This window comes from Methylobacterium sp. NFXW15 (assembly GCF_049887755.1).
Classification (GTDB): domain Bacteria; phylum Pseudomonadota; class Alphaproteobacteria; order Rhizobiales; family Beijerinckiaceae; genus Methylobacterium.
In genome coordinates this window covers 113188-138297 of record NZ_JAGEKG010000009.1, presented here as the reverse complement: position 1 = coordinate 138297, position 25110 = coordinate 113188, and the positions used below count along the sequence as shown (strand labels likewise).

Annotated in this window: 24 protein-coding genes; 15 read left to right on the top strand and 9 right to left on the bottom strand. The window is 69.5% G+C overall.

The window, feature by feature from the left end; translation table 11 throughout:
* Positions 1 to 142: 142 nt before the first annotated feature.
* From glgX to pdxY, 4 genes are all read right to left on the bottom strand, one after another.
* A complete protein-coding gene (gene glgX, locus J4O73_RS19510; RefSeq protein ID WP_426220057.1) occupies positions 143 to 2410 on the bottom strand; it encodes a glycogen debranching protein GlgX in 2268 nt (755 codons plus the stop codon).
* Positions 2411 to 2532: 122 nt separating this feature from the next.
* Positions 2533 to 3243 carry an NUDIX hydrolase gene (locus J4O73_RS19505; RefSeq protein WP_426220056.1) on the bottom strand — a complete coding sequence of 237 codons (711 nt, stop codon included), beginning with the start codon at positions 3241 to 3243 and terminating at the stop codon, positions 2533 to 2535.
* Complete coding sequence (locus tag J4O73_RS19500) at positions 3236 to 4120, bottom strand: PhzF family phenazine biosynthesis protein (RefSeq protein WP_426220054.1); 885 nt, start codon at positions 4118 to 4120, stop codon at positions 3236 to 3238. The genes J4O73_RS19505 and J4O73_RS19500 overlap by 8 nt, the downstream gene beginning before the upstream one ends.
* Before the next feature lie 32 nt (positions 4121 to 4152).
* Positions 4153 to 5001, bottom strand: coding sequence for a pyridoxal kinase PdxY (gene pdxY, locus J4O73_RS19495; RefSeq protein ID WP_426220052.1), 849 nt, complete (start codon positions 4999 to 5001; stop codon positions 4153 to 4155).
* Between the two features lie 133 nt (positions 5002 to 5134).
* Between pdxY and J4O73_RS19490 the strand changes: the two genes are divergently transcribed.
* The 3 genes from J4O73_RS19490 (at position 5135) to J4O73_RS19480 (ending at position 7899) form a co-directional block, all read left to right on the top strand.
* Positions 5135 to 5656, top strand: a complete 522-nt coding sequence (locus J4O73_RS19490; RefSeq protein ID WP_426220050.1) for a DedA family protein — start codon at positions 5135 to 5137, stop codon at positions 5654 to 5656.
* 81 nt (positions 5657 to 5737) lie between these two features.
* Positions 5738 to 6232 (top strand): MmcB family DNA repair protein, encoded by a 495-nt coding sequence (locus J4O73_RS19485; protein ID WP_426220048.1) that lies wholly within the window; start codon positions 5738 to 5740, stop codon positions 6230 to 6232.
* Between the two features lie 62 nt (positions 6233 to 6294).
* Positions 6295 to 7899, top strand: coding sequence for a Na+/H+ antiporter (locus J4O73_RS19480; RefSeq protein ID WP_426220046.1), 1605 nt, complete (start codon positions 6295 to 6297; stop codon positions 7897 to 7899).
* A 3-nt stretch (positions 7900 to 7902) separates the two neighbouring features.
* Here J4O73_RS19480 and J4O73_RS19475 read toward each other — a convergent pair whose 3' ends face one another.
* A complete protein-coding gene (locus J4O73_RS19475; protein ID WP_426220044.1) occupies positions 7903 to 8169 on the bottom strand; it encodes a hypothetical protein in 267 nt (88 codons plus the stop codon).
* A 212-nt stretch (positions 8170 to 8381) separates the two neighbouring features.
* Between J4O73_RS19475 and J4O73_RS19470 the strand changes: the two genes are divergently transcribed.
* The 3 genes from J4O73_RS19470 (at position 8382) to glyS (ending at position 11969) form a co-directional block, all read left to right on the top strand.
* On the top strand, positions 8382 to 9305 hold the full coding sequence (locus tag J4O73_RS19470) for a glycine--tRNA ligase subunit alpha (protein ID WP_426220042.1): 924 nt from the start codon (positions 8382 to 8384) through the stop codon (positions 9303 to 9305).
* 67 nt (positions 9306 to 9372) lie between these two features.
* A complete protein-coding gene (locus J4O73_RS19465; RefSeq protein ID WP_426220040.1) occupies positions 9373 to 9819 on the top strand; it encodes a hypothetical protein in 447 nt (148 codons plus the stop codon).
* A gap of 50 nt (positions 9820 to 9869) precedes the next feature.
* A complete protein-coding gene (gene glyS / locus J4O73_RS19460; protein ID WP_426220038.1) occupies positions 9870 to 11969 on the top strand; it encodes a glycine--tRNA ligase subunit beta in 2100 nt (699 codons plus the stop codon).
* Between the two features lie 127 nt (positions 11970 to 12096).
* On the opposite strand, the gene J4O73_RS19455 is transcribed toward glyS, so the two are convergent.
* Both J4O73_RS19455 and J4O73_RS19450 read right to left on the bottom strand, forming a co-directional pair.
* The gene (locus tag J4O73_RS19455) at positions 12097 to 12768 is read right to left on the bottom strand and encodes an aldolase (protein WP_426220036.1); all 672 of its coding nucleotides are present in this window, start codon (positions 12766 to 12768) and stop codon (positions 12097 to 12099) included.
* On the bottom strand, positions 12765 to 13772 hold the full coding sequence (locus J4O73_RS19450) for a LacI family DNA-binding transcriptional regulator (RefSeq protein WP_426220137.1): 1008 nt from the start codon (positions 13770 to 13772) through the stop codon (positions 12765 to 12767). The genes J4O73_RS19455 and J4O73_RS19450 overlap by 4 nt, the downstream gene beginning before the upstream one ends.
* 198 nt (positions 13773 to 13970) lie before the next feature.
* On the opposite strand from J4O73_RS19450, the gene J4O73_RS19445 reads away from it, so the two are divergent.
* The 5 genes from J4O73_RS19445 (at position 13971) to denD (ending at position 19395) form a co-directional block, all read left to right on the top strand.
* The gene (locus J4O73_RS19445; RefSeq protein ID WP_426220034.1) at positions 13971 to 15290 is read left to right on the top strand and encodes an MFS transporter; all 1320 of its coding nucleotides are present in this window, start codon (positions 13971 to 13973) and stop codon (positions 15288 to 15290) included.
* Positions 15291 to 15302: 12 nt separating this feature from the next.
* Positions 15303 to 16217: an L-threonate dehydrogenase gene (gene ltnD, locus J4O73_RS19440; RefSeq protein ID WP_426220032.1), complete on the top strand. Its 915-nt coding sequence runs from the start codon at positions 15303 to 15305 to the stop codon at positions 16215 to 16217.
* 130 nt (positions 16218 to 16347) lie between these two features.
* Positions 16348 to 17124 (top strand): 2-oxo-tetronate isomerase, encoded by a 777-nt coding sequence (otnI, locus tag J4O73_RS19435; protein ID WP_426220030.1) that lies wholly within the window; start codon positions 16348 to 16350, stop codon positions 17122 to 17124.
* Between the two features lie 5 nt (positions 17125 to 17129).
* Complete coding sequence (otnK, locus tag J4O73_RS19430; protein WP_426220028.1) at positions 17130 to 18419, top strand: 3-oxo-tetronate kinase; 1290 nt, start codon at positions 17130 to 17132, stop codon at positions 18417 to 18419.
* A 7-nt stretch (positions 18420 to 18426) separates the two neighbouring features.
* Positions 18427 to 19395: a D-erythronate dehydrogenase gene (gene denD / locus J4O73_RS19425; RefSeq protein ID WP_426220026.1), complete on the top strand. Its 969-nt coding sequence runs from the start codon at positions 18427 to 18429 to the stop codon at positions 19393 to 19395.
* Between the two features lie 6 nt (positions 19396 to 19401).
* On the opposite strand, the gene J4O73_RS19420 is transcribed toward denD, so the two are convergent.
* The gene (locus tag J4O73_RS19420; protein WP_426220024.1) at positions 19402 to 19803 is read right to left on the bottom strand and encodes a type II toxin-antitoxin system VapC family toxin; all 402 of its coding nucleotides are present in this window, start codon (positions 19801 to 19803) and stop codon (positions 19402 to 19404) included.
* Positions 19800 to 20036 (bottom strand): type II toxin-antitoxin system VapB family antitoxin, encoded by a 237-nt coding sequence (locus J4O73_RS19415; RefSeq protein WP_426220022.1) that lies wholly within the window; start codon positions 20034 to 20036, stop codon positions 19800 to 19802. Before J4O73_RS19415 ends, J4O73_RS19420 begins: the two co-directional genes overlap by 4 nt.
* A gap of 80 nt (positions 20037 to 20116) precedes the next feature.
* On the opposite strand from J4O73_RS19415, the gene recQ reads away from it, so the two are divergent.
* The 4 genes from recQ (at position 20117) to grxD (ending at position 24971) form a co-directional block, all read left to right on the top strand.
* Complete coding sequence (recQ, locus tag J4O73_RS19410; RefSeq protein WP_426220020.1) at positions 20117 to 21958, top strand: DNA helicase RecQ; 1842 nt, start codon at positions 20117 to 20119, stop codon at positions 21956 to 21958.
* 130 nt (positions 21959 to 22088) lie between these two features.
* Positions 22089 to 24314 (top strand): phosphoribosylformylglycinamidine synthase subunit PurL, encoded by a 2226-nt coding sequence (purL, locus tag J4O73_RS19405; RefSeq protein WP_426220018.1) that lies wholly within the window; start codon positions 22089 to 22091, stop codon positions 24312 to 24314.
* Between the two features lie 14 nt (positions 24315 to 24328).
* A complete protein-coding gene (locus J4O73_RS19400) occupies positions 24329 to 24565 on the top strand; it encodes a BolA/IbaG family iron-sulfur metabolism protein (RefSeq protein WP_238206256.1) in 237 nt (78 codons plus the stop codon).
* A gap of 67 nt (positions 24566 to 24632) precedes the next feature.
* A complete protein-coding gene (gene grxD, locus J4O73_RS19395) occupies positions 24633 to 24971 on the top strand; it encodes a Grx4 family monothiol glutaredoxin (protein WP_378973214.1) in 339 nt (112 codons plus the stop codon).
* Positions 24972 to 25110: the final 139 nt, after the last annotated feature.

Sequence of the window (25110 nt, the reverse complement as noted above, 5' to 3'; positions counted from 1 at the left end):
CCAGGCGCACGGTGCAGGACCGTGCGCGGCAAGCCTCGCGGGCCGGTGCTGTATCCTGCGCGGGGGGCATTGCGCAAGGCACGCGCCGGGAGAAAAGGCCCGCACCCCGGGAAAAAGCCGGGGTGCGAGGCCGGAGAAGGCGTCAGCCCTCCTCGTCGAGGTGGAAGCGGACTCGCTCGACATTGGCCCGCTCGAAGGCCTGCATGACATGCTGATACGACCGCTCCATGTCGGTCGCCGCGTCGCCCGGCGTGTCCTCGGGCTTCAGCACGAACATCAGGAGCGAGCGGCCGGTCACGTCGTAGGGCTGGCCAAAGCCGAAGCTCTCCGCGTCCTGGCTGTCGGGCAGGTTGGTGTCGAGCAGCCGCGTCCAAGCCTCGCCCCCCACCGTCTCCGGCAGCGTGAAGGTCACGAGGTCGTGGTAGGCATTGAACAGCAGGAGCAGCGTCGCGTCGCCGCCCTTGCGATGCAGGCCCGTCGGCTGGGCGCGGCCGTCGAGGCGCACGGCGAAGGATCGCGCCTCCCCGTCGCTCCAGTTCTCCGGGGCCATCTCGCCCCCATCCGGGCGCAACCACGTCACGTCCTTGACGCCGAATTCCTCATCGTACTGGCCGTTCAGGAACCGGCCCCGGTTGAGGATTGGCAGGGCGTTGCGCAGGATGATCAGGCGCTGCGTGAACTCGGCAAGGTCCCTCTCCTCATCCTCGATCGCACCCCAATCGAGCCAGGAAATCCGGTTGTCCTGACAATAGGCGTTGTTGTTGCCCTTCTGGGTGCGGGCGAATTCGTCGCCCGCGAGCAGCATCGGCGTGCCGCGGGAAAAGAACAGCGTCGCCAGCATGTTGCGCATCTGGCGCAGCCGCACCGCACGGATGTTCGGATCGTCGGTCGGGCCCTCGACCCCGTAATTGTACGACAGGTTATGCGAGTGCCCGTCGCGGTTGCCCTCGCCATTCGCCTCATTGTGCTTGTCGTTGTAGGCGACGGTGTCGTGCAGGGTGAATCCGTCATGGGCGGTGAGGAAGTTGACGCTCGCCCAGGGCTTGCGCCCGCGCTTGTCGAACTTGTCCGCAGAGCCTGTGATGCGCGCGGCCATGTCCGGCAGGAGGCCACCGTCGCCCTTCCAATAGCCGCGTACGTCGTCGCGGAAGCGGTCGTTCCACTCGGCCCAGCCCGGCGGGAAGCCGCCGACCTGATAGCCGCCCGGCCCGCAATCCCACGGCTCGGCGATGAGCTTCACCGAGTTGAGCACCGGATCCTGGCGGCAGGTGTCGAGGAAGCCGCCGCCCTCATCGAAGCCGTAGGGCTCGCGGCCGAGAATCGTGGCGAGGTCGAAGCGGAAGCCGTCGACCCGCATCTCGGTCGCCCAGTAGCGGAGCGAATCGGTGACGAGTTGCAGCACCCGCGGGTGGGACAGGTTGAACGTGTTCCCGGTGCCCGTATCGTTGATGTAGTAGCGCTTCTCGTTCGGCAGGAGCCGGTAATACGAGGCGTTGTCAATGCCCTTGAACGAAAGGGTCGGGCCCTTCTCATTGCCCTCCGCCGTGTGGTTGTAGACCACGTCGAGGATCACCTCGAGACCGGCCCCGTGCAGACGGGAGACCATCTCCTTGAACTCGGAGAAGGCGAAATCCGGCACCGCCGCGTAGCGCCGCGCGGGCGTGAAGAACGAGATCGTGTTGTAGCCCCAGTAATTCACGAGATCCTTCTGCTGCAGGTAATCGTCCTGCACGAAGGAATGGACCGGCAGCAATTCCACCGAGGTCACGCCAAGGCTCTTGATGTAGTCGAGCACCTCCGGCGTGCCGAGCCCGGCATAGGTGCCGCGCAGCTTCTCCGGCACCTTCGGGTGCAGCTTGGTGAGGCCCTTCACATGGGCCTCGTAGAAGATCGTCCGCTCCCACGGCACGTTCGGCTTCTGGTGGCGGCCCCAGGTGAAAGCGGGGTCGATCACCCGCGAGCGGCGGGTGAACGGGGAGGAATCACGGTCATCGAAGCTCGTGTCGTCGCCGGATTCCATCTTGTAGCCGAAAAGGGCCGGGTTCCATGTGATGGAGCCGACGAGGCCCTTGGCGTAGGGGTCGATCAGCAGCTTGTTCGGGTTGAAGCGGTGTCCGGCGGTGGGCTCGTAGGGGCCGTGCACGCGGTAGCCGTAGATCGTCCCCGGCCGGGCATCCGGCAGGTAGCCGTGCCAGATCTCGTCCGTGTACTCCGGCAGCTCGATGCGCTCGATCTCGCGCTCGCCCTGGTCGTCGAACAAGCACAGCTCGACCTTGGTGGCGTGGGCCGAGAACAGGGCGAAGTTGACCCCCAGACCATCCCAGGTAGCCCCGAGCGGATAGGGCAGACCTTCCAGGATACGCGAGCGCGACGCGCGGGCCTGGAGGTTCGAACGTGGGGAATCGGACATAGGGTCTCCGGTGCTCCGCCCATCGACGCCGCGACGGGGGCCTTCCAGGAACGTGCCTGACACGGCGAAGCTCCCATGGCAGGGCGAAAAATTGGAGCACCCTGCTCCGGGGTGAGCCGGGCTCAGCGCCCCTCCCCGAACGCCTCCGCCAGATAGACTCGCGCGAAGCCCGGCATCCGGGCGGGGTCGATGTCGGCGGGCCCGCGCAGGATGCGAAGGGAGGCGAGTTCCGGCTCGTCCTCGGCCTGCCGGTGGGCCTCGGCCCGCGCGCGGATCGCCTCGGCAGGGTCGGGGAAGCGCACCGGGCGCAGGAAGGCGAGCTGCCCCTCCCCTTCGAGGAAGATCCAGTCTCCGGCCGCGCCCTCGGGCAGGGGCAATCCGGTCTCCTCGGTGAATTCCCGCTCGGCACTGCCCGCGAGATCGACGACAGTACCGCGCACGTCGTCCCGGTCCGGGGTGCCGCAGGGGAAGTAGAGTTGCCCGGCATTGGCGGTATGGACGCCCATCTCGCCGACCAGCACCGCCCCGTCCGCCCCCCAGGGTACGATGGCCGCGAAGGCGTTGGCGACGCCACCCCCGAACTCGCCCCCATCGCGATAGGCGATGAACTGCGAGTAGCGCGCCTCGAATAGATCGACCCGGGCGATCCCGTCACGGACCTCCCACGCGCAGGCCAGGAGGACGATGCCGTCGAACATCGCCGGCCGCGACGCGCGGCGGCGTTCCCAATGGGCGGCGATGGCATCCGCGTTCTCCCGCGCCCAGGGCCAGTCGTAGGGCACGAGGCGGGCCTCGAGGCCCGTGAGCTGCGTGGTGCGAAAGCCTTCAGGCACGCAGGGTCCCCTCCGACACCAAGACCGCCGCGCCACCGATTTCCACCGAGCGCAGGGCACCGGATTCGATATCGATCTGGAGGGCAATGGTGCTCGGGCGGCCCATTGCCTGCCCCTGGGCGATGGCGACGTCGTGGGTGCCCTCGCCCAGCGCCTCGAACTGCATCAGCACCCCGGCGAAGGCCGCGGCCGCCGCGCCAGTGGCGGGGTCCTCCGCAATGCCCATCGCGGGGGCGAACATCCGGGTGCGGAAGGACAAGCCCGTCCCCTCCGGGTCGGGAGCATAGAGGTAAAGCCCGTCGCCGGCCTCCGGCGCATCGGCGGGGCGTGCCGCGTCGAGGCGCGCTGCCGAGGCAACCGGCACGCAGGTGAAGCGCGGTCCCGTCCCGTGCCGGCTCGGGCGGTGGCGGCCGAAGCCGATCTCCCCCGGCTCCAACCCGAGCAGGGACGCCAGAACCTCCGGCTCCGGCCCCGGCCCGAGAGAGTCGGGCAGGGCGGGCAGCTTGAACCGGGCGCGCCCGCCCGAGCCATCGGGCAGGGTCTCGACGACACAGGGGACGATGCCGGCCTCCTCCTCCAGGCCGAAGGCGCGGGCATCGGCCACGGACGGATCCCGGAGGGCGAGCAGCACGGCGGTCCCGACCGTGGGATGGCCGGCGAAGGGCAGCTCCCGGGCGGGGGTGAAGATCCGCAGCCGCGCCCGGTGGCGGGGCTCGTCCGGCGGGAATACGAACACCGTCTCCGACAGGTTGAACTCCCTCGCGATGGCCTGCATCGCCGCCCCGTCGAGCCCACCGGAATCGAGGACCACCGCCAGGGGATTGCCGGCGAGCGGCTGCGTGGTGAACACGTCCAGGGTGGCGAAGCGGCGCGTCATGGCATCACCTCTGTCGAGTGGGGAGGGCTGTTTCAGACCGCCTCGGCGGGGAAGACCTCGGAGGGGGCGACGAACTCGTCCTGTGCCGCGACGGTCAGGATCTCCCGCGAGCCCGCCTCGGCGGTGCGCCGCAGCAGGCCGTAGACGGAGGCCGCCGCCTGCTCCAGCGCGGCGGCGGCCGAGCGGGTGCGGGCGTAGTGGACGAGGAACAGGGCGGCGATGCAATCGCCCGCGCCGTTGATCGCGAGCTCGAGGCGCGGGGTGCGCACCCGGAACAGCCGCCCGCCCTCCCCGGCCAGCAGATCGATGTGCCCCTCGGGCGTCTCGGCGATGGCCGCCGAGGTCACGAGCACCACCCGCGGCCCCCGCGCCTGGAGCGCGGCGATGGCGCCCTTTGCCTCGGCCAGGGTGCGGGTCGGCAGGCCGGTGAGGAGGTTCAGTTCGAACAGGTTGGGGGTGAGGATGTCGGCGGCGGGCACGGCCCGCTCGCGCATGAACTCGGTGATGCCGGGGCGGACATAGACGCCCTCCTCCGTGTCGCCGATCACCGGATCACAGCAATAGAGCGCATCGCGGTTCTCGGCCCGCACGGCGGCGACCGCCTCCAGGATCGCCTCGCCGATCGCGGCCGAGCCCATATAGCCCGAGAGCACCGCGTCGCAGCGGGCGAGCGCCCCGCGTTCGGCCACGCCCTTCACCACCTCGCGCACACTGTCGGCGGCGAAGACCTCGCCGCGCCACGCGCCGTAGCCGGTATGGTTTGAGAACTGCACGGTGTGGACGGGCCACACCTCGACCCCGAGCCGCTGCATCGGGAACACCGCCGAGGCATTGCCGACATGGCCGTAGGCGACGTGGGACTGGATGGAGAGGACGTTCACGCTCAGGGCTCCTCGACCGGTCGTGGTTAGCCCGTTCCTCGACCCTCCGCATCCCCGGCGTCACGCATGCCGGACTTGCCGGGGTGCCATGCGCGCAACAGATGGGGCTGGCACAGGAGAGTTTTCCCGCCCCATGGATATCGAAGCCCTCAAGGACTCGACAATGGCCTTCGTGGAGACCCACAGGGCCTGGACGCCGCTGATCGCGGGGGTTCTCGCCTTCTGCGAGTCGATCGCCGTGCTGTCGATCTTCGTCCCCGCGACGGTGATCCTCGTGGCGATCGGCGCGCTGGTCGGCGGGGCGGGGCTCGAATTCTGGCCGGTGGTGGCCGCCGCGGCCGTGGGTGCCGCCCTGGGGGATTGGGTGTCCTACGAGTTCGGCCATTGGCTCGGGCCGGGCGCCAAGGAGAAATGGCCGCTCAACCGCTACCCCGAGATGACCGCCAAGGCCGAGGGATTCATCCAACGCTGGGGCATCGCCGCCGTGGCGCTCGGGCGCTTCTTCGGCCCGGCACGGGCGCTGGTGCCGCTGCTCGCCGGAGTGCTCGGCATGAGCCGCCTGCCCTTCCAACTCGCCAACGTCGCCTCGGCGGCGGTCTGGGCCTTCGTGCTGCTCGCGCCCGGAGCGGGGCTTCTCACGTGGTTCGACAAGTGAGGCGCGTGGTGGCGCGCCGCAGGTGACGCCACCGGCCCGAGCCATCAGGATGTCCCGATTCGGCACGATACCGATTCGGATATGACAGCCACCGCCTCGCCCGAGCCCGCACTCGTCCTTCCCCCGGACCGGCGCCAATCCCCCACGGCCTTGCGCATCCAGCGCGGGGTGCGGAGACTGTTCTCCGAGATGGGTTGCGTGACCCTGCCGGAATTCTCCCTGGTGAACGGCCGCCGGGCCGACGTCATCGCCCTGTGCGGGGCGGGGCGGCTCACCATCGTCGAGATCAAGTCGAGCGTGGCGGATTTCCGGGCCGACCGGAAATGGCCCGATTACCGCGATTTCTGCGACCGCTTCTTCTTCGCGATCCCCGACGACGTGCCGGAAAGCCTGATCCCGGAGGAATGCGGCCTGATCGTCGCCGATGCCTATGGCGCCGCGATCCTGCGTGAGGCGCCGGAGCACGCCCTCAGCGGCGCGCGCCGCAAGGCGGTCACGCTTCGCTTCGCCCACAGCGCCGCGCGTCTGCTGCACGCGCTGGCCGACCCCGGCGCGATCCGCGAAGGCGCGCTGTAAGGCCCTCTCCGGGCGCCGCTTTCGGCTTGCCCCGTGGACCCGTTGCGGTCCACAGCTTGGGCATGACACCCGTCGCGCTGTTCGAACTGGTGCTCGCGCTTCTGGCTGCGGCGCTGGTCCTGTCCCTCGTCGCAGGCCGCCTGGGCCTGCCCCCGGCCGTGGCCCTGGTGATCGGCGGCATGGCGCTGGCCTTCGCGCCGGGCCTGCCCGCCTTCGACCTCGACCCGGACCTGATCATGGTCCTGTTTCTGCCCCCGCTCCTGCTCGAATCGGCCTACTTCACCGTCTGGCGCGATTTCCGCGCGTCGATCGGGCCGATCCTGTCCCTGTCGCTCGGAGCGGTGCTGTTCACGACGCTGGTCGTGGGTCTCGTAGCGCATGGGGTCGCGCCCGGCCTGCCCTGGGCGGCCTGCTTCGCGCTGGGCGCCATCGTCTCCCCGCCCGATGCCGTCTCGGCCAAGGCGGTGCTGAGCCGGGTGAGCCTGCCGCGCAAGACCGTCACCGTGCTCGAAGGCGAAAGCCTCGTGAACGACGCGTCCGGCCTCGTCCTCTACCGCTTCGCCGTGGCGGCCGCCCTGACGGGGGCGTTCAGCGCCTGGGGCGCCCTGGGCAGCTTCGCGTGGCTCGCCGTGGCGGGCGTGGCGGTAGGCGTCGCCATCGGCTTCGTCGCCAACAGGGTGATGATGCGTCTGCACGATGCGAACGCGGCCACGATCGTCACCTTCCTCGTCGCCTATCTCGCCTATCTCGCGGCGGAAGAGATCCACGCCTCCGGCGTCCTCGCCGTGGTGGCCTGCGGGCTGATGCTCGGAGGCCGCGAGCACGTCACCTTCGATGCCCGCACCCGGACCCATGCCGTCGCCGTCTGGGCCTTCGTGGTGTTCGTGCTGGAAGCGCTGGTCTTCGTGCTGATCGGGCTGGCGCTTCGCGGCGTGCTCGTCCGCATGGGCGGCAGCGAGGACGCACTGATGGCGGGCCTGCCCCTGGCGGTCGCGGCGACGGTGACCTGTGTCGCCGCCCGCCTCGCCTGGGTGTTCGCCGCCGTCTCCCTGCCGCGCCTGCTGCCCCGGCGCTGGCGCGATGCCTCGCCGCCCCTCCGCCCGGCTATCCCGCTGGTGATCGGCTGGGCGGGAATGCGCGGAGTCGTGACCCTCGCGGCGGCCCTCGCCCTGCCGCTGGGCTTCCCCGGGCGCGACCCGATCCTGCTCGCCGCCTTCGCGGTGATCCTGTTCACGGTGCTGGTGCAGGGCACGACCCTGGGTCCGCTGATCCGGCGCCTCGCCCTCGATGCGAAGACGCGTCTGCCCGACGGGCACCTCGATGCGAATATGGCCCGAGTGGCGGTCAACGAGGCTGGACTCGCCTCCCTGGAGACGATGCTGGAACCCGAGACCGGTACGCACCGGCATCCGGTCCTCGTGGAGCAGTATCGCCGTCGGGTTTGGGCGACCTCACGCCTGCGCGACGATCGCTCCGTGGCCGAAGTCGAGCGGGACGCCCACATGACGGCGGCGCTCGGTGCCATCCGGGCCGGGCGCTCGGCCCTCATCGGCCTGCACCGCGAGGGGCGCATCCACAGCTCGGTGCTCAGGACCATCGAGGCCGAACTCGACCTCGAGGAACTGCATCTGCGCCGGCTCGCGGGCGAACCGGCGGGTCATGGTTGAGGATCAGCGGGCGGCGCAGCCCTCCGGCGTGCCGTAGCTTCCGTAGACGACACGCACCTTGCGGGCGCAATCGGGCTTGGCCACCGGGGCGATGGGCGTGACCTCCACCGGCTCGACCCGCAGGGTGGCACCCGCCACCGGGTCGTCCGAGGTCGCCAGGGCCCGGCTCGCGCTCATGACGACGGGCGTGGCGGCCATGGCGGACAGGGCGAGGGTGGCGACGAGGGCAAGGTTACGACGGGCGAAAGACTGGGTCGAGAACTTGGTCATGGTCCATGATCCGCAACATTCGGCAGCACATCGGGCGCCGAATAACCCCTGGTTGCAGCAATAACTTGGCTGTGGGCTTGGCGGTTCCCTGGCGCCGCAGCGCCTTGACGCGACGCGCCCACGCCATAGCGCCCTGCCCTTCGGCCGCCCGCCTTGCGTCCCCGGCCCCGCTCTCCTAGACCCCGCTCGATTCAGACAAGCACCGACCGATCATGCCGAGCGCCGCGCCCACTCCGAAAAAATCCTTCCAGGGGCTGATCCTGGCGCTCCAGACCTACTGGGCGGAGAAGGGCTGCGTGATCCTGCAGCCCTACGACATGGAGGTCGGCGCGGGCACGTTCCATCCGGCCACGACCCTGCGCGCGCTCGGGCCGAAGCCGTGGAAGGCGGCCTATGTCCAGCCCTCCCGCCGCCCGAAGGACGGGCGCTACGGCGAGAACCCCAACCGGCTCCAGCACTATTACCAGTTCCAGGTGATCCTGAAGCCGAACCCGCCGAACCTGCAGGAGCTCTACCTCGCCTCGCTGGAGGCCATCGGGGTCGACCTGAAGCTCCACGACATCCGCTTCGTCGAAGACGATTGGGAAAGCCCGACGCTGGGCGCCTGGGGCCTCGGCTGGGAATGCTGGTGCGATGGGATGGAGGTGAGCCAATTCACCTATTTCCAGCAGGTCGCGGGCTTCGAATGCGCCCCCGTGGCGGGCGAGCTGACCTACGGCCTGGAACGGCTCGCCATGTACGTGCAGGGCGTCGAGAACGTCTACGATCTCGACTTCAACGGCGCCGAGGGCGAGGACCGGGTCACCTACGGCGACGTGTTCCTTCAGGCCGAGCAGGAATATTCACGGCACAATTTCGAGGCGGCCGACACGGCCATGCTGTTTAGGCAATTCACCGACGCCGAGGCCGCCTGCCGCGCCTATCTCGAGGCGGGTGCGCCGAAGGAGGGCGAGCGCCACCGCATCGTCCAGCCCGCCTACGATCAGTGCATCAAGGCGAGCCACGTCTTCAACCTGCTCGACGCGCGGGGGGTGATCTCCGTCACCGAGCGCCAGAGCTACATCCTGCGGGTGCGCGAGCTGGCCAAGGCCTGCGGCGCGGCGTGGCTGAAGACGGAAGCGGGCGGAGCCCCTTGAGCCGTCGCGCGTTGCCGCCCCGCCAACCGGCGCGCCTCGGCGCGTCCGCAGACGCGGGAACCATGCCATGAAGAAACAGACCGTCTTCGCCCTCGGCTTCGTCGCCTGGGGCCTCGCCCCGGCGCTCGCCGCCGAGGCCGGCCCGGAGGCCGTGGTGAAGAAGCTCTATGCCGAGCCGCACCCGAATCACTCGGCCGTCTACACGAAGCGCCTTCAGGGCCTGTTCGACGCGGATGCGAAGCAGGCCAACGGTGCCACCGGCAACCTCGATTTCGATTACCGCCTCAACGGCGAGCCCCTGAAGCCGGACACGGTGAAGAACCTGACCTTCAAGGAGGCCACCGAGGGTAAGGATCAGGCGAAGGTCACGGTGGAGCGCAAGGGCGGCAACGGTGCCCAAGCGATCGTCTACGACCTCGTGCGTGAGGATGGCGGCTGGCGCGTCTCGGATGCCCATGCCATCGGCGACCGCAAGTGGCAGCTGACAGCAATCCTGAAGGGCGAGGCGCACTGAGCGGCCTCTGAACCCTCGACAGGTGTGCGGCGCGGCGATATGGCCGCGCCATGCCCGACCTCCTGCTCGAACTCCGCTCGGAAGAGATCCCCGCCCGCATGCAGCGGCGCGCGGCCGAGGATCTCCGGAAGCTCGTCACCGACGCCCTCGTGGCGCGCGGCTTCCTCTACGAGGGCGCCAAGGCCTTCGCGACGCCGCGCCGTCTCGCCCTTCACATCGCCGGGCTCCCGGCCCGCGGCGAGGCCGTGCGCGAGGAGCGCCGCGGCCCCCGCGTCGGGGCGCCGGACGCCGCCGTCCAGGGCTTCCTGAAGGGCGCCGGGCTCACCAGCCTCGATCAGGCGACCACCATCACCGATCCGAAGAAGGGCGAGTTCTACCTCGCGGTGATCGAGAAGCCCGGCCGCGAGACGCTGGACGTCCTGGCCGAGATCCTGCCCGAGATCATCAAGGGCTTCCCCTGGCCGAAGGCGATGCGCTGGGGCGCGGCCTCGGCTCAGCCGGGATCCTTGCGCTGGGTGCGCCCGCTGCAATCCATCGTCGCGACCTTCGGCCCCGAAACCGAATCGCCCGAGGTGGTGCCCTTCGAGATCGGCGGCATCCGCGCGGGCACGACCACCTACGGCCACCGCTTCCTCGCGCCCGGCCCGATCGAGGTGCGCCGCTTCGACGACTACATCCAGGCGCTGGAGAAGGCGAAGGTCATCCTCGACGCCGACCGCCGCAAGGACGTGATCCTGCACGATGCCCGCGACCTCGCCTTCGCGCGCGGCCTCGACCTCGTGGAGGATGACGGCCTGCTGGAAGAGGTGGCCGGGCTGGTCGAATGGCCGGTCGTGCTGCTCGGCTCCTTCGACGAAGCCTTCCTCGATATCCCCGCCGAGGCGATCCGCGCCACGATCCGCGCGAACCAGAAGTGCTTCGTGCTGCGGAAATCCGGCTCCGAGGATCTGGCCCCGGCCTTCATCCTGGTCTCGAACCTGGTCGCCAGCGACGGCGGCCTCGCCATCACGGCAGGCAACGAACGGGTGGTGCGGGCACGGCTCTCCGACGCCAAGTTCTTCTGGGAGACGGACAAGGCGATCAAGCTTGAGGATCGCCTGCCGAAGCTCGATGCCATCGTCTTCCACGAGAAGCTCGGGACGCAGGGACAGCGCATCGCGCGCATCGCGGCGCTGGCCAAGGAACTGGCCCCGCTGGTCGGCGCCGATCCCACCTTGGCAGAGCAAGCGGCGCGCCTCGCCAAGGCCGATCTCGTCACCGAGATGGTCGGCGAGTTCCCCGAATTGCAGGGCTTGATGGGCGCGAAATACGCCGCCCTCGAAGGTCTGCCGGAGAGCGTCGCCACGGCGATCGAGGATCATTACAAGCCGCTCGGCCCCTCGGACCGGGTGCCGCGCGATCCTGTCGCCATCGCGGTGGCGTTGGCCGACAAGCTCGACACGCTGGTCGGGTTCTGGGCCATCGATGAAAAGCCGACGGGCAGCAAGGACCCTTACGCCCTGCGCCGGGCGGCTTTGGGCGTCGTCCGCCTGATCCTGGACCGGGGCCTGCGCCTACGCCTGCTCGACCGGTTCGGCGCGGCGGATCGCGGCCTCGGGGCGCGGGCCGGGGCCGATCCGGCGGATCTCCTCGCCTTCTTCGCCGACCGCCTGAAGATCACCCTGCGGGACATGGGCGCCCGGCACGACCTCGTGGATGCGGTCTTCGCCCTGCCCGGTCAGGACGACCTGCTGCTGATCGCCCGCCGTGTCGAGGCTCTCCAAAAGTTCCTGGAGACCGAGGACGGCAAGAACCTGCTCGCAGGCTACAAGCGCGCGGCCAACATCCTGCGCATCGAGGAGAAGAAGGACGGCCGCGCCTACGATGCCGAGCCCGATGCGGCCCTGGCCGCCCAGGGCGAACCCGCCGAGCGGGCGCTGGCCGAAGCGCTCAAGACCGCCCGCGCCGAAGCCTCGAAGGCCGTCGCGGCGGAGGATTTCGCCGGAGCGATGCGGGCGCTCTCGACGTTGCGCGCTCCGGTCGACGCGTTCTTCACGGACGTCACCGTGAACGCAGACGATCCGAAGCTCCGCGAGAACCGCCTCGCCCTCCTCAACGCGCTGCGCGCCGCGACGCGGGAGGTCGCGGACTTCTCGAAGATCGAAGGGTAGACCCCGCTTTTCTCATTCTCGCCGTCATTGCGAGCGCTGGCGAAGCCATCCAGGTCGCGGGACACTTCCAGGGGTGGCGCATCCCTGGATTGCTTCGCTCCGCTCGCAAGGACGGAGAGGTCGACCCTCACCCGTGATCGTGCCCGTCATGCTCCGGCAGGGTGAGCCCAAAATGGCTCACGAGGTCCTGCACCTGACCCGGTGACAGGTGGCGCGGATTGAGGTTGCGCAGCAGGAGGTAGAGCTTGGCCGTCTCCTCAAGCTCCTCCGTCGCGAAGACCGCCGCCTCCAGGCTGTCGCCCGCCACCACCGGTCCGTGATTGGCGAGCAGCACGGACGAATATCGTCCGGCCAAGCCCCGGATCGCATCGGCTACCGCCGGGTCGCCAGGGCGGAAATAGGGGACGAGCGCCGTCCCCCCGGTGCGCATCACGTAATAGGGCGTCATCGGCGGCAGGACTGCCTTCGGATCGATCTCCGGCAGCATCGACACGGCGACCGCATGGGTCGAATGCAGGTGCACGATCGCCCGCGCGCTGTCGCGGCTCTCGTAGAGGGCGCTGTGGAGCGGGATCTCCTTGGTCGGCTTGTCGCCGGAGACGAGCCGCCCCTCCCCATCGAGGCGTGAGATCCGGGCCGGGTCGAGAAAGCCGAGCGACGCGTTGGTCGGGGTCACGAGCCACCCGCCGTCGGGCAGGCGCAAGGAGATGTTGCCCGACGAACCCGGCGTCAGGCCGCGCTCGAACAGTGACCGGCCGTAGCGGCAAATCTCCTCGCGCAGGCGGGCTTCTTCGCTCATGCGGTGGCTCCTTCGATCAGCGTGAAGCCGAGATCGATGCGTGTGGGGTCACGCCCGGTGAGGCAGGCGGCGGCGGCGCGGCCGATCTCCAGGCGCGGCGTGCGCACCGTCGAGAGCGGTTGAGGCATGGCATCGGCGAAGTCGAGGCCGTTGAAGCCGAACAGGGCGATCCGCCCCGGCACGGAGATTCCCGCCGCGAGGCAGGCGAACCAACCGCCCAGCGCCATGTCGTCGTTGGAGAAATATACCGCGTCGAGATCCGGAGCCCTGGCGATCAGCGCCTCGAACCCGGCTCGCCCCGAGGCTGCCGAGGACCGGCCGGGCCGGATCTCCCGCGCGGCGAACGCCATGCCCGCCTGGGCCAGCGCCGCTTCGAAGCCGGTGAGCCGCTTGCCCGCCCGCAGATCCGCCTCGGGATCGTGTCCGCAATAGCCGATCCGCCGGTAGCCGCGGGCGAGGAGGTGCCTCGCGCTCGCCGCGCCCGCTTCCCGGTTCGAGAAGCCGACCACCGTGTCGATCCCCTCCCCGTCCGTGTCGATCATCTCCACCACGCGCACGCCCGAGGCGCGGGCGAGCGTCACGGTTCCGGGATTGTGCTCCAACCCCGTCAGCAACAGCGCCTCCGGCCGCCAGGACAGGAGCGCGGCGACCAGGGCCTCCTCCCGGTCGGGATCGTATTCGCTGACGCCGACGACGCTCTGCATCCCCGTGCCGTCCAGCGCCGCCGTGAGGCCGCGCAACAGGTCCGGGAACACGATGTTGGCCAGTGAGGGAATCACCACGCCGACGAGCCCCGTGCCCGTCCCGCCCCCGGCGAGATGCCCCGCCAGCCGGTTCGGCACGTAGCCGAGGCGCGCCACCGCCTCCGCGACACGCTCGCCCGCCCGCTTCGAATAGGAGCCGTGGTTGCGCAGCACCCGCGAGACGGTGCTCTCGCCGACACCCGCCGCCCGGGCGACGTCGGCCAGCGTCACGAGCCGTCCCGGCGGCTGGAATTCGGTCATCCCCTGTCCCGGCTCTTCGCGCACCACCTGCTCCGTCATGGCGACGGAGCGACGCCCTACAACCCGACATAAACGTCTGCACTTTGTTTCACAACCGGAATTGGCAGCGCTGCCAAACGGCGATATAGGCCCGTCAACGCCGCCAGCGAGCGGCCGGACCATCCCTCGCCATGCTGGGGGAAAGGGAGGAGACAAGCCATGTCCATCCAGGCCGCCGCGGCGCCGGGAAGCGCCGTGAATACCGACAAGAGCTTCATCGACAGGACCTATGCCAAGGTCTTCTGGCGGCTCGTGCCGTTCCTGATGCTCTGCTACGTCGTCGCCTATCTCGACCGGGTGAATGTTGGCTTCGCCAAGCTCCAGATGTCGAAGGAGCTCGGCTTCTCCGAGACCGCCTACGGCCTCGGCGCAGGCATCTTCTTCCTCGGCTACTTCCTGTTCGAGGTGCCCTCGAACGTGATCCTGCACCGGGTGGGCGCGCGGGTCTGGATCGCGCGGATCATGATCACCTGGGGCGTCATCTCCGGCGCGTTCCTGTTCGTGAACTCGGAGGCGACCTTCTACGCGATGCGCTTCCTCCTCGGCATCGCCGAGGCCGGGTTCTATCCGGGCGTGATCCTCTACGTGACGAACTGGTTCCCATCGCATCGCCGGGCGCGGGTCATCACCGTGTTCATGGCGGCGATCCCGATCTCGGGCGTGTTCGGCAACCCGCTCTCCGGCTGGATCATGGACTCGTTCCACGAGACGCACGGCCTATCCGGCTGGCAGTGGATGTTCCTGCTCGAAGCCATCCCCGCCGTCCTCATCGGCATCGCGGTGTTCTTCTACCTCGACAACCGCCCCTCCGAGGCCAAGTGGCTCGACGCGGCCGAGAAGCAGGTTCTGGAGCGCGACCTCGCCGCCGAGGAGCGGACCAAGTCCGACAGCCCACACTCCATCGCCACCGTGTTCCGCAACGGCCGCGTGTGGTTCATGAGCCTGATCTACTTCCTGTTCGTGGCCGGCCAGTACGGGCTGACCTTCTGGGTGCCGACCATCGTCAAGGCGTCCGGCATCCAGGGCAACTTCACCATCGGTCTCGTCAGCGCGATCCCGTTCCTCGTGGCGACGGTGACGATGGTCTGCCTCGGCCGCAGCGCCGACCATTTCCGCGAGCGCCGCTGGCACCTGATCGTCCCGGCGCTCATCGGCGCGATGGGCTTCGTGGTCTCGGCCTCGACCGGGGACACCGTGATCGCCATCGCGGCGCTCTCGGTCGCGGCGGGCGGCGTGCTGGCCTGCTCGCCCCTGTTCTGGTCGCTGCCGACCGCCTTCCTCAGCGGCGCTGGTGCCGCTGCGGGCATCGCCTTGATCAACTCGGTGGGCAACCTCGCGGGCTTCGCCGGCCCCTACGCCATCGGCGCGCTCCGCGACGCCACCGGCAGCACGGCGGCGGGCATGTACGTTCTGGCGGTGACCCTGGTGCTCGGCGCGCTCTGCGTGCTGATCGTCCCGGCCCGTCTCGTGAACCGGTAAGGGAGGAGGACCATGACCGAACCGGCACAGAAGGGCCGCGTGGCCCTGATCGGCCTGGGCTCGATGGGCTCAGGCATGGCGGCCTCGCTCCTGCGGGCGGGCTTCTCCGTCGCCGCCTGCGACGTGAACCCGGAGGCGGTCGCCCGCTTCCGTGAGACCGGCGGCGAGGGGGCGGCGAACCCCGCCGAGGCGGCCAAGGGCGCCGCCGTGGTGGTCGCGGTGGTGGTGAACGCCGCCCAGACGGAAGCGGTGCTGTTCGGCGAGAACGGCGCAGCCTCCGTCATGCCGGAGGGAGCGGTGTTCGTCTCCTCCGCCACCATGGACCCGGCCATCGCCCGCCGCCTCGCGGCGCGCTTGGAGGGGACCGGCCGCCACTATCTCGACGCGCCGATGAGCGGGGGCGCCGTGCGCGCCGCCGAGGGCGGGCTGACCTTCCTGGCCTCGGGCTCGAAGGCCGCTTTCGCGGGAGCCCGCGCCGCCCTCGATGCCATGGCGGGCACCGTCTACGAGCTGGGTGACGAGCCCGGCCAGGGCGCGGCCTTCAAGATGATCAACCAGTTGCTCGCGGGCGTGCACATCGCCGCCGCCTGCGAGGCGATGAGCTTCGCGGCCAAGCAGGGCCTCGACCTCGCCAAGGTCTACGAGGTGATCACGAAGTCGGCGGGCAATTCGTGGATGTTCGAGAACCGCGTGCCGCACATCCTCGACGCGGACTACTCCCCTCGCAGCGCGGTCGACATCTTCGTGAAGGATCTCGGCATCGTGCAGGACATGGCGCGGGCGGAGAAGTACCCGGTGCCGGTGGCGGCGGCCGCCCTGCAGATGTTCCTGATGGCCTCCGGCGCCGGGATGGGCCGGGACGACGACGCTTCCGTGGCCCGCCTCTACGCGCAGGTCTCGGGGGCGAAGCTGCCGGAGAAGGCATAGACACCGCGCCCGTCATCGCGAGCGACAGCGAAGCGACCCAGGGCAGCGGGTCGCTTCCAGCCCTCGTGCTGCCCTGGATTGCTTCGCTCCGCTCGCAAGGACGGAAGCGGTTGAGAGAAAGTCCGAAGAAATGCCCCGCTTCGCCGCCAACCTCACCCTGATGTTCAACGAGGTGCCGTTCCTCGACCGGTTCGAGGCCGCCGCGCGGGCGGGCTTCGAGGCGGTGGAGTTCCTGTTCCCCTATGAGCATCCGCCGGAGGCCATCGCCGAGCGCCTGCGTGCGAACGGTCTGACCCAGGCGCTGTTCAACATGCCGCCGGGCGACTTCGCGGGGGGCGAGCGGGGGCTCGCCGCCCTCGCCGACCGGTTCGAGGAGGTGAAGGCGGGCGTCGACACGGCTTTGCGCTATGCCGAGGCCACGGGCGTGAGACGTTTGCACCTGATGGCTGGGCTCGCCGACCCGGCCGATCCCACGGCGAAGGAGGCCTATCGCCGGTCCGTGACCTACGCCGCCGAAACGCTGGCCCCGGCCGGGCTCGACCTCGTGCTGGAGCCGATCAACGGTCGCAACATGCCGGGTTATTTCCTCAACGATTTCGGGGCGGCGGCCGAGCTGATCCGGGAGTTGTCGCTCCCGAACCTGAAGCTCCAGTTCGACCTCTACCACTGCCAGATCATGCACGGCGACGTGACCATGCGCCTGCGGGCGCTGATGCCGATGGTCGGCCATGTCCAGACGGCGAGCGTGCCCGACCGGCACGAACCCGGCACCGGCGAGATGAACGACGCGTTTCTCTTCGCGGAGCTCGACCGGCTCGGCTACGAGGGCTTCGTCGGCTGCGAATACATCCCGGCGGGAAACACCGAGGCGGGCCTCGGCTGGTTCACCCCCTACAGGAAGGGCTGATCCCGATGACGACCGCCAAGCCGCTCGCACTCGGCTGCGTCGCCGACGACTATACCGGGGCGTCGGACCTCGCCAACACGCTCACCAAGGCCGGCCTGCGCACGGTCCAGACCATCGGCGTGCCCGCCCCCGATCTCTCCCTGCCGGAGGTGGACGCGGTGGTGGTGGCCCTGAAAAGCCGCTCGATTCCCGCCGACGAAGCCGTCGCCCGCTCGCGGGAGGCGGACGCTTGGCTGCGTGAGCGCGGCGCGTCGCACGTGATGTTCAAGGTCTGCTCGACCTTCGACTCGACGGATGCGGGCAATATCGGCCCCGTCGCCGACGCCCTGCGCGAGGCGGCGGGCGAGGCCATCGCCCTGGTCACCCCCGCGTTCCCGGAAACGGGCCGCAGCGTCTACCAGGGCAACCTGTTCGTGGGCGCCCTGCCCTTGAACGAGAGCCCGCTGAAGGACCATCCCCTCAACCCGATGCGGGACGCCAACCTCGTGCGGGTGCTGGCGCGCCAGAGCCGCCACGGGGTCGGGCTCATCGACATGGCGACGGTGACGAAGGGACCGGAGGCGGTGTCCGCGCGGCTCGATGCGCTGGCCGCCGAGGGTCAGGGCGCGGCCATCGCCGACGCGATCTTCGACCACGACCTCGAAACGCTCGGCCGCGCCATCGTCTCGAAGGCGTTCTCGGTCGGCGCGTCGGGCCTTGGCCTCGGTCTCGCCCGCGCCCTGGTGGCGGATGGGCGCGGCACCCGGGACGCAGCCGGGGCGGCGATCGGCGATCCCGTCGGCGGCCATGCCGCCTGCCTCGCGGGAAGCTGCTCGCAGGCGACCCTCGGTCAGGTCGCGGCGGCGGAGGCCCTGATGCCGGTGCTCCGGCTCGATGCCGGGCGGCTCCTGTCCGAGCCGGATGCGGTGGTGGCCGAGGCGCTGGCCTTCGCCCGCGAGCGGATCGCGCAAGGTCCGGTGCTGATCGCCTCCTCCGCCGAGCCCGAGGCCGTGCGCGCGCTCCAGTCCCGGCACGGCTCCGAGGCGGCGGGCCATGCCGTCGAGTCGGCCCTGTCGGCCATCGCCGAGGGATTGGTCGCGGCGGGTGTCCGGCGCCTCGTCATCGCGGGAGGCGAGACCTCCGGCGCCTGCGTCGACCGTCTGGGCTTGCGCGCCTTCCTCGTTGGCCCGGAGATCGCGGCGGGCGTACCCGTGTTGCGCACCGCCGGGCGGCCCGAACCGCTGTTGCTGGCCTTGAAGTCGGGCAATTTCGGTGGGCCGGACTTCTTCGCCCGCGCCCTCGACATGATGCAGTGAGGTTCCGATGCACGCTTTGATTCTCGGCGCCGCCGGCATGATCGGCCGACGCCTCGTCGATGTTCTCGTGGCCGAGGGCACCGTGGGCGGGCAGCCGCTGACCGGGCTGACGCTCCTCGACGTCGTGGCCCCCGCCACGCCGGAAGGCGTTCCGGGACCGGTGCGGGCGGAGGCCGCCGACCTGAGCGTGCCCGGCGCTGCAGAGGCCGCGATCCGTGACCGGCCGGAGGTGATCTTCCATCTCGCGGCGGTGGTTTCCGGCGAGGCGGAGGCGAATTTCGACCTCGGCTACCGGGTGAACCTGGACGCGACGCGCTTCCTGTTCGAGGCGATCCGCGCCGCCGAGGGATACCGGCCGAAGGTGGTGTTCACCTCGTCGCTCGCCGTGTTCGGACCGCCCCTGCCGGACGTGATCCCCGACGATTACGCCCTCCGGCCCGCCACCTCCTACGGCACGCAGAAGGCGATGGGCGAGATGCTGCTCGCCGACTATGCCCGCCGGGGCATCTTCGATGGGATCGGCCTGCGCCTGCCGACGATCTGCGTGCGGCCGGGCAAGCCGAACAAGGCGGCCTCCGGCTTCTTCTCCGGCATCATCCGCGAGCCGCTGGCGGGACAAGAGGCCCGTCTGCCGGTGCCGGATACCGTGCGCCACTGGTTCGCGAGCCCGGCGGCGGCGGTCGGCTTCCTCACCCATGCGGCGACGCTCGACCTCGCGCGGCTGGGCACCCGCCGCAGCCTGACCATGCCGGGCGTCTCCGCCACGGTGGCCGAGGAGATCGAGGCCCTGCGCCGGGCGGCCGGCGATAAGGCGGTCGCCCTCATCCGGCGCGAACCGGACGAGGCGGTGTTACGCATCGTGGAAACGTGGCCCGCCGCCTTCGACACCACCACCGCGACGGAACTCGGCTTCAAGGCAGACGCCTCGTTCGACGCCATTGTGGCCCAGCATATCGCCGAGTTCCACGGGGGGTGAGGTGGCTCAGAGCGCGGGGGCGATGTCGGTCTGCGGGAAATCGTCGCCGACGAACAGCAACCGCGCTCCATGCGCCTTGGCACAGGCATAGGCGAAACAGTCGCCGAGGTTCAGGCGTGCCGGATGGCGCCCCTTGCCGAAACGGGCATGGGCCGCGAGGGCCAGATCCGTTTCTCTTTCTCCGATCGGTACGGTCCACATGCCGCTGATACGGACGAATTCGTCGACCTCTGCTTGAGCCTCGGCGACGGTCATCGTCTTCTTGCGCGCAACTGCGGTGACGGTCTCGAAGATGGCAAGCCCGGAAGTCAGGGGGATCCTGGCGGCGTCGATGCGTTTAAGGAGGGCGGATCGCTGCGGCTCTCCGGTCAGGATTGCCACAAGGGCTGAGGCGTCGACGAACGTCATTCGTCGTTCAGGCCGTCATAGAAAGCCTTGTCGGCCTCGAGGCCGGTGCGAGGAACGGCATCGAGCCGGTCGAGCAACGGTCGCAGCCGCTCCGCCAGCGGCACCGCCTTGTCCCAACGGTCGATCTCGTTCACCAAGGCGACCCGCACCGCCTCGGCCTTGCTCACGCCGGTCCGCGATGCCAATTTCTCGGCGAGCTGATCGACCTCGTCGCTGGCGATGGTAAGCGGCATGGCGGCCTCCGTGGTGAGCGAAAAAACGTAAGCCTGCTCGGCCCTTGCCGCAAGCACACCAGAAATTGAGAGAACACCGGATGACCCGCCTCGACGAGGCCCGTGCCGCGCTGAAGGAGACCTTCGGCTACGAGGATTTCCGGCCCGGCCAGGACGAGGTGATCGGCGCGGTCCTCGACGGACAGGACGTCTTCGCCGTGATGCCCACCGGCTCCGGCAAGTCGATGACCTACCAGCTGCCGGCGCTCGTCGATGCCGGGCTGACCGTGGTGGTCTCGCCGCTCATCGCGCTGATGCACGATCAGGTTCAGCAGATGCGCAGCGTCGGCATCGCGGCGGCGACCTTGAACTCCACCGTGCCGGAAGCGGAATCCCGCGAGGCGTGGCGGGCAATCCGCAACGGGACGATGCGGCTCCTGTTCGTCTCGCCCGAGCGGCTGCTGATGGACGGCTGCATGGAGGCCCTGCGCGGCTCCGGCGTGCGCCGCCTCGCGGTGGACGAGGCCCATTGCGTCTCGCAATGGGGGCACGATTTCCGTCCCGAATACCGGGAGATCGCCCGCGCCCGAGAGGCGCTCGGCAACGTCCAGACGGTCGCGCTCACCGCCACCGCCGACGCCGCGACCCGCGCCGAGATCGCCGAGCGCCTGTTTCCCGAGGGGCGGCACCCGAAGATCTTCGTCCATTCCTTCGACCGGCCGAACATCCGCCTCGTCTTCCAGCCGAAGGACAACCCGGCCCGGCAGATCGAGCGCTTCCTGAAGCACCGCCGCTCCGAGAGCGGGATCATCTACTGCTCGTCGCGCAAGCGCACGGAGCAGCTGGCCGAGACCCTGAGCAAGGACGGGTTCAACGCCCTGCCCTATCACGCCGGCCTCGACCAAGGGACGCGGGCCCGCAACCAGGACCGCTTCCTGCAGGAAGATGGGGTGGTGATGACCGCTACCGTCGCCTTCGGCATGGGGATCAACAAGCCGGACGTGCGCTTCGTCATCCACGCCGACATGCCGACCAATGTCGAGGGCTACTACCAGGAGATCGGCCGCGCCGGGCGCGACGGCCTGCCCGCCGACACTCTCACCCTCTACGGCCTCGACGACATGGCTTTGCGCCGCCGCCAGATCGACGAGAAGGAGATTTCCGACGAGCGCCGCCGGGTCGAGCGGCGCAAGCTCGAGGCGATGATCTCCCTCTGCGAGGGCGCTTCCTGCCGCCGCCAGTCGCTGCTCGCCTATTTCGGCGAGACCAGCGGGCGCTGCGGCCGCTGCGACCTGTGTCGCGACGGGGTCGAGCTCGTGGACGGCACCGTGCCCGCGCAGAAGCTGCTCTCGGCCATCGTGCGCACAGGCCAGCGCTTCGGCGCGGCCTATGTCTGCGACGTCGTCCACGGCAAGGAGAGCGACCAGATCCGCCGCAACGGCCATGACGGGCTCAAGACCTTCGGGGTCGGCTCCGACAAGCCGGTCGCGGCGTGGCGGGCGATCCTGCGTCAGCTCTTCGCCGCCGGGGCGGTGGCCGAGAATGCCGATGGCTATGGCGGCCTCGGCCTCACGGAGAAGGGCACGGAGATCCTCTATGGACGCGAGCCCATTACCCTGAGGCCCGACCCCGAGCCGCGCCCCGAATCGCGCGAGCGGCGGCGGACGGCGCCGAGGGCGGCCGAGGAGATGGGCCTGTCCGAGTCGGACGAGGCGCTGTTCCAGCATCTGCGTGGTCTTCGCGCGACGATCGCGCGGGCCGAGGGAATCGCCGCCTTCATGGTCTTCCCGGACCGCACGCTGATCGAGATGGCCCGGCAGAAACCCGTGGATCTCTGGGCGATGCGCAGTGTCCATGGTGTGGGCGAGCGCAAGCGCGAGGCCTATGGTGACCGCTTCGCGGAGGCGATCAAGGAGTTCCTGAACCACTCGTCGGCTGCCTGATCCCCCGTTCCATTCAGGCGATCGTCACCCCAGATGTTGCATCGCAGGTCAGGAAAGCACTAATCCGTCGCGGCCAACACAGCGCCCGGTCCGGGTCCGCCGCCGTAGGCCTGTTCGTCGAGACCGCCGCATGTTCCGCAACGATGTCCCGATCACGCCCGAGCTTGTGGCCCAGCACGGCCTCAAACCGGACGAGTACGACCGCTTCCGGGCGCTCATCGGCCGCGACCCGACTCTGACCGAGCTCGGCATCGTCTCGGCGATGTGGAACGAGCACTGCTCGTACAAATCCTCGCGCAAGCACCTGCGCGGCCTGCCGACCTCGGGTCCGCACGTCATTCAGGGCCCGGGCGAGAACGCGGGCGTCATCGATATCGGCGACGGTCTGGCCTGCGTCTTCAAGATGGAGAGCCACAACCATCCGAGCTTCATCGAGCCCTACCAGGGCGCGGCGACCGGCGTCGGCGGCATCCTGCGCGACGTGTTCACCATGGGCGCGCGGCCCATCGCGGCGCTGAACGCGCTCCGCTTCGGCGATCCCGAACATCCCCGCACCCGCGGCCTCGTCTCCGGCGTGGTGGCGGGCGTGGGCGGCTACGGGAATTCCTTCGGCGTGCCGACCGTCGGCGGGCAGGTCGGCTTCCACAGGCGCTATGACGGCAACATCCTCGTCAATGCCATGGCGGTCGGCCTCGCCAAGCAGGACGGCATCTTCTACGCGGCCGCCGCCGGCGTCGGGAACCCGATCGTCTATCTCGGCTCCAAGACCGGCCGCGACGGTATCCACGGCGCCACCATGGCCTCGGCCGAGTTCGACGAGGGCACGGAGGCCAAGCGTCCGACCGTGCAGGTCGGCGATCCCTTCGCCGAGAAGCTGCTGCTGGAAGCCTGCCTCGAGTTGATGGCGTCCGGTGCCGTCATCGCCATCCAGGACATGGGCGCGGCGGGGCTCACCTGTTCGGCGGTCGAGATGGGCGCCAAGGGCGACCTCGGCGTCGAACTCGACATCGAGAAGGTGCCCGCCCGCGAAGAGGGCATGACCCCCTACGAGATGATGCTCTCCGAGAGCCAGGAGCGGATGCTCATGGTGCTCAAGCCCGGCATGGAAGCCGAGGCCGAGGCCATCTTCGTGAAGTGGGGCTTGGACTTCGCGGTGATCGGCAAAACCACCGATACGCTGCGCTTCGTCATCAAGTGGCACGGCGAGACGGTGGCCGACCTGCCGATCAAGGAACTCGGCGACGAGGCGCCGCTCTACGACCGGCCGCATATCGCCAACACGCACCAGCCGGTCATCGCCGCCGCTGACGTGGGCGCGCCCGCGTCCCTCGCCGACGCGCTGAAGCGCCTCGTCGCCTCGCCGGACCTGTCTTCCAAGCGCTGGGTCTACGAGCAGTATGACCACTTCATCCTCGGCAACACCGTGCAGAAGCCCGGTGGCGACGCGGCCATCGTGCGTGTCGAGGATGGGCCGAAGGGCCTCGCGATCACCTGCGACGTCACTCCCCGCTATTGCGAGGCGGACCCGGTCGAGGGCGGCAAACAGGCCGTGGCCGAGGCATGGCGCAACATCACGGCGGTCGGCGGCAAGCCGCTCGCGATCACCGACAACCTGAACTTCGGCAACCCGGAGAAGCCCGAGGTGATGGGCCAACTCGTCGGCTGCCTCCAGGGCATCGGCGAGGCCTGCCGGGCGCTCGACTTCCCCGTCGTGTCCGGCAACGTCTCGCTCTACAACGAGACCAACGGCGTCGGCATCCTGCCCACCCCGACCATCGGTGGCGTCGGCGTGCTCGATGACGTGACCCGGCACGCGACCATCGCCCTCAAGCGCGAGGGCGACGCCCTGGTGCTGATCGGTGCGGGCGAGGGCTGGCTCGGCCAGTCGGCCTATCTCGCGGTCGTCGAGGGCCGCGAGGAAGGCGCCCCGCCCCCGGTCGATCTCGGCCTGGAGCGCCGCAACGGCGATTTCGTGCGCAATCTCATCACCTCGGGTATTGTGGACACGGTCCACGACCTGTCCGATGGCGGCCTCGCGGTGGCGCTGGCCGAGATGGCCATGGCCGGTGGCATCGGTGCGGCCCTGCCGGAAGTGCCGGTGGACCTGCCCGCCCACGCCTACCTGTTCGGCGAGGACCAGGCCCGCTACCTCATCGCGGTGGAGCCCGAGGCGGCGACCGACCTGCTCTATTCCGCTTCGGCCCAGGGCATCGCGGCGGCCGTCGTCGGCATCACCGGTTCCGACCGCCTCACCCTGCCGGGCGGCGAGACCATCGCCATCGCCGACCTGCGCGAGGCCCACGAGGGCTGGATGCCGACCTACATGGCGAGCCAGCCCGCCGCCCCCGCTGCCTGAACGGAGCCGAACCCATGCCGATGGATGCCCGCGAGATCGAGCGCATGATCGTCGAGGCCCTGCCCGACGCGAAGGTCGAGATCCGCGACCTCGCCGGAGACGGCGACCACTACGCCGCCACGGTGCTGAGCCACGCCTTCAAGGGCAAGACCCGGGTCGCCCAGCATCAGATGGTCTACGGCGCCCTTCAGGGCCGCATGGGCGGGGTTCTCCACGCTCTTGCACTGACGACGGGCGTCCCGCAGGATTGACCGCAGCATTGAAATCCACGCCCGACCGTCACTAGATCACGGGTCAGGAACGAGGACGCGAAACACCATGACCGACGTCAACACGACCATCCAGAACGAGATCGCCTCCCAGGACGTGGTGGTGTTCATGAAGGGCACGCCCCAGATGCCGCAATGCGGCTTCTCCGGCCAGGTGGTGCAGATCCTCAATTACCTCGGCGTGCCGTTCAAGGGCGTCAACGTCCTGGCTGACCAGGGCATCCGCGAGGGCATCAAGTCCTTCTCGAACTGGCCGACCATTCCCCAGATCTACGTGAAGGGCGAGTTCGTCGGTGGCTGCGACATCACCCGCGAGATGTTCCAGTCGGGCGAGCTGCAGACCTTCCTCGCCGAGAAGGGCGTGCCGGTGAAGACCGCCGCCGCGTAAGGCCGGCTTCCCCCCCCTCCCTCCTCATCCTGAGGTGCGGCGAAGCCGCCTCGAAGGAGGGCTCCAGACACCGCTCTGCGTTCTGGAAGGCTCCTTCGAGGCCCGCCAAGGCGGGCACCTCAGGATGAGGGCGAGGATG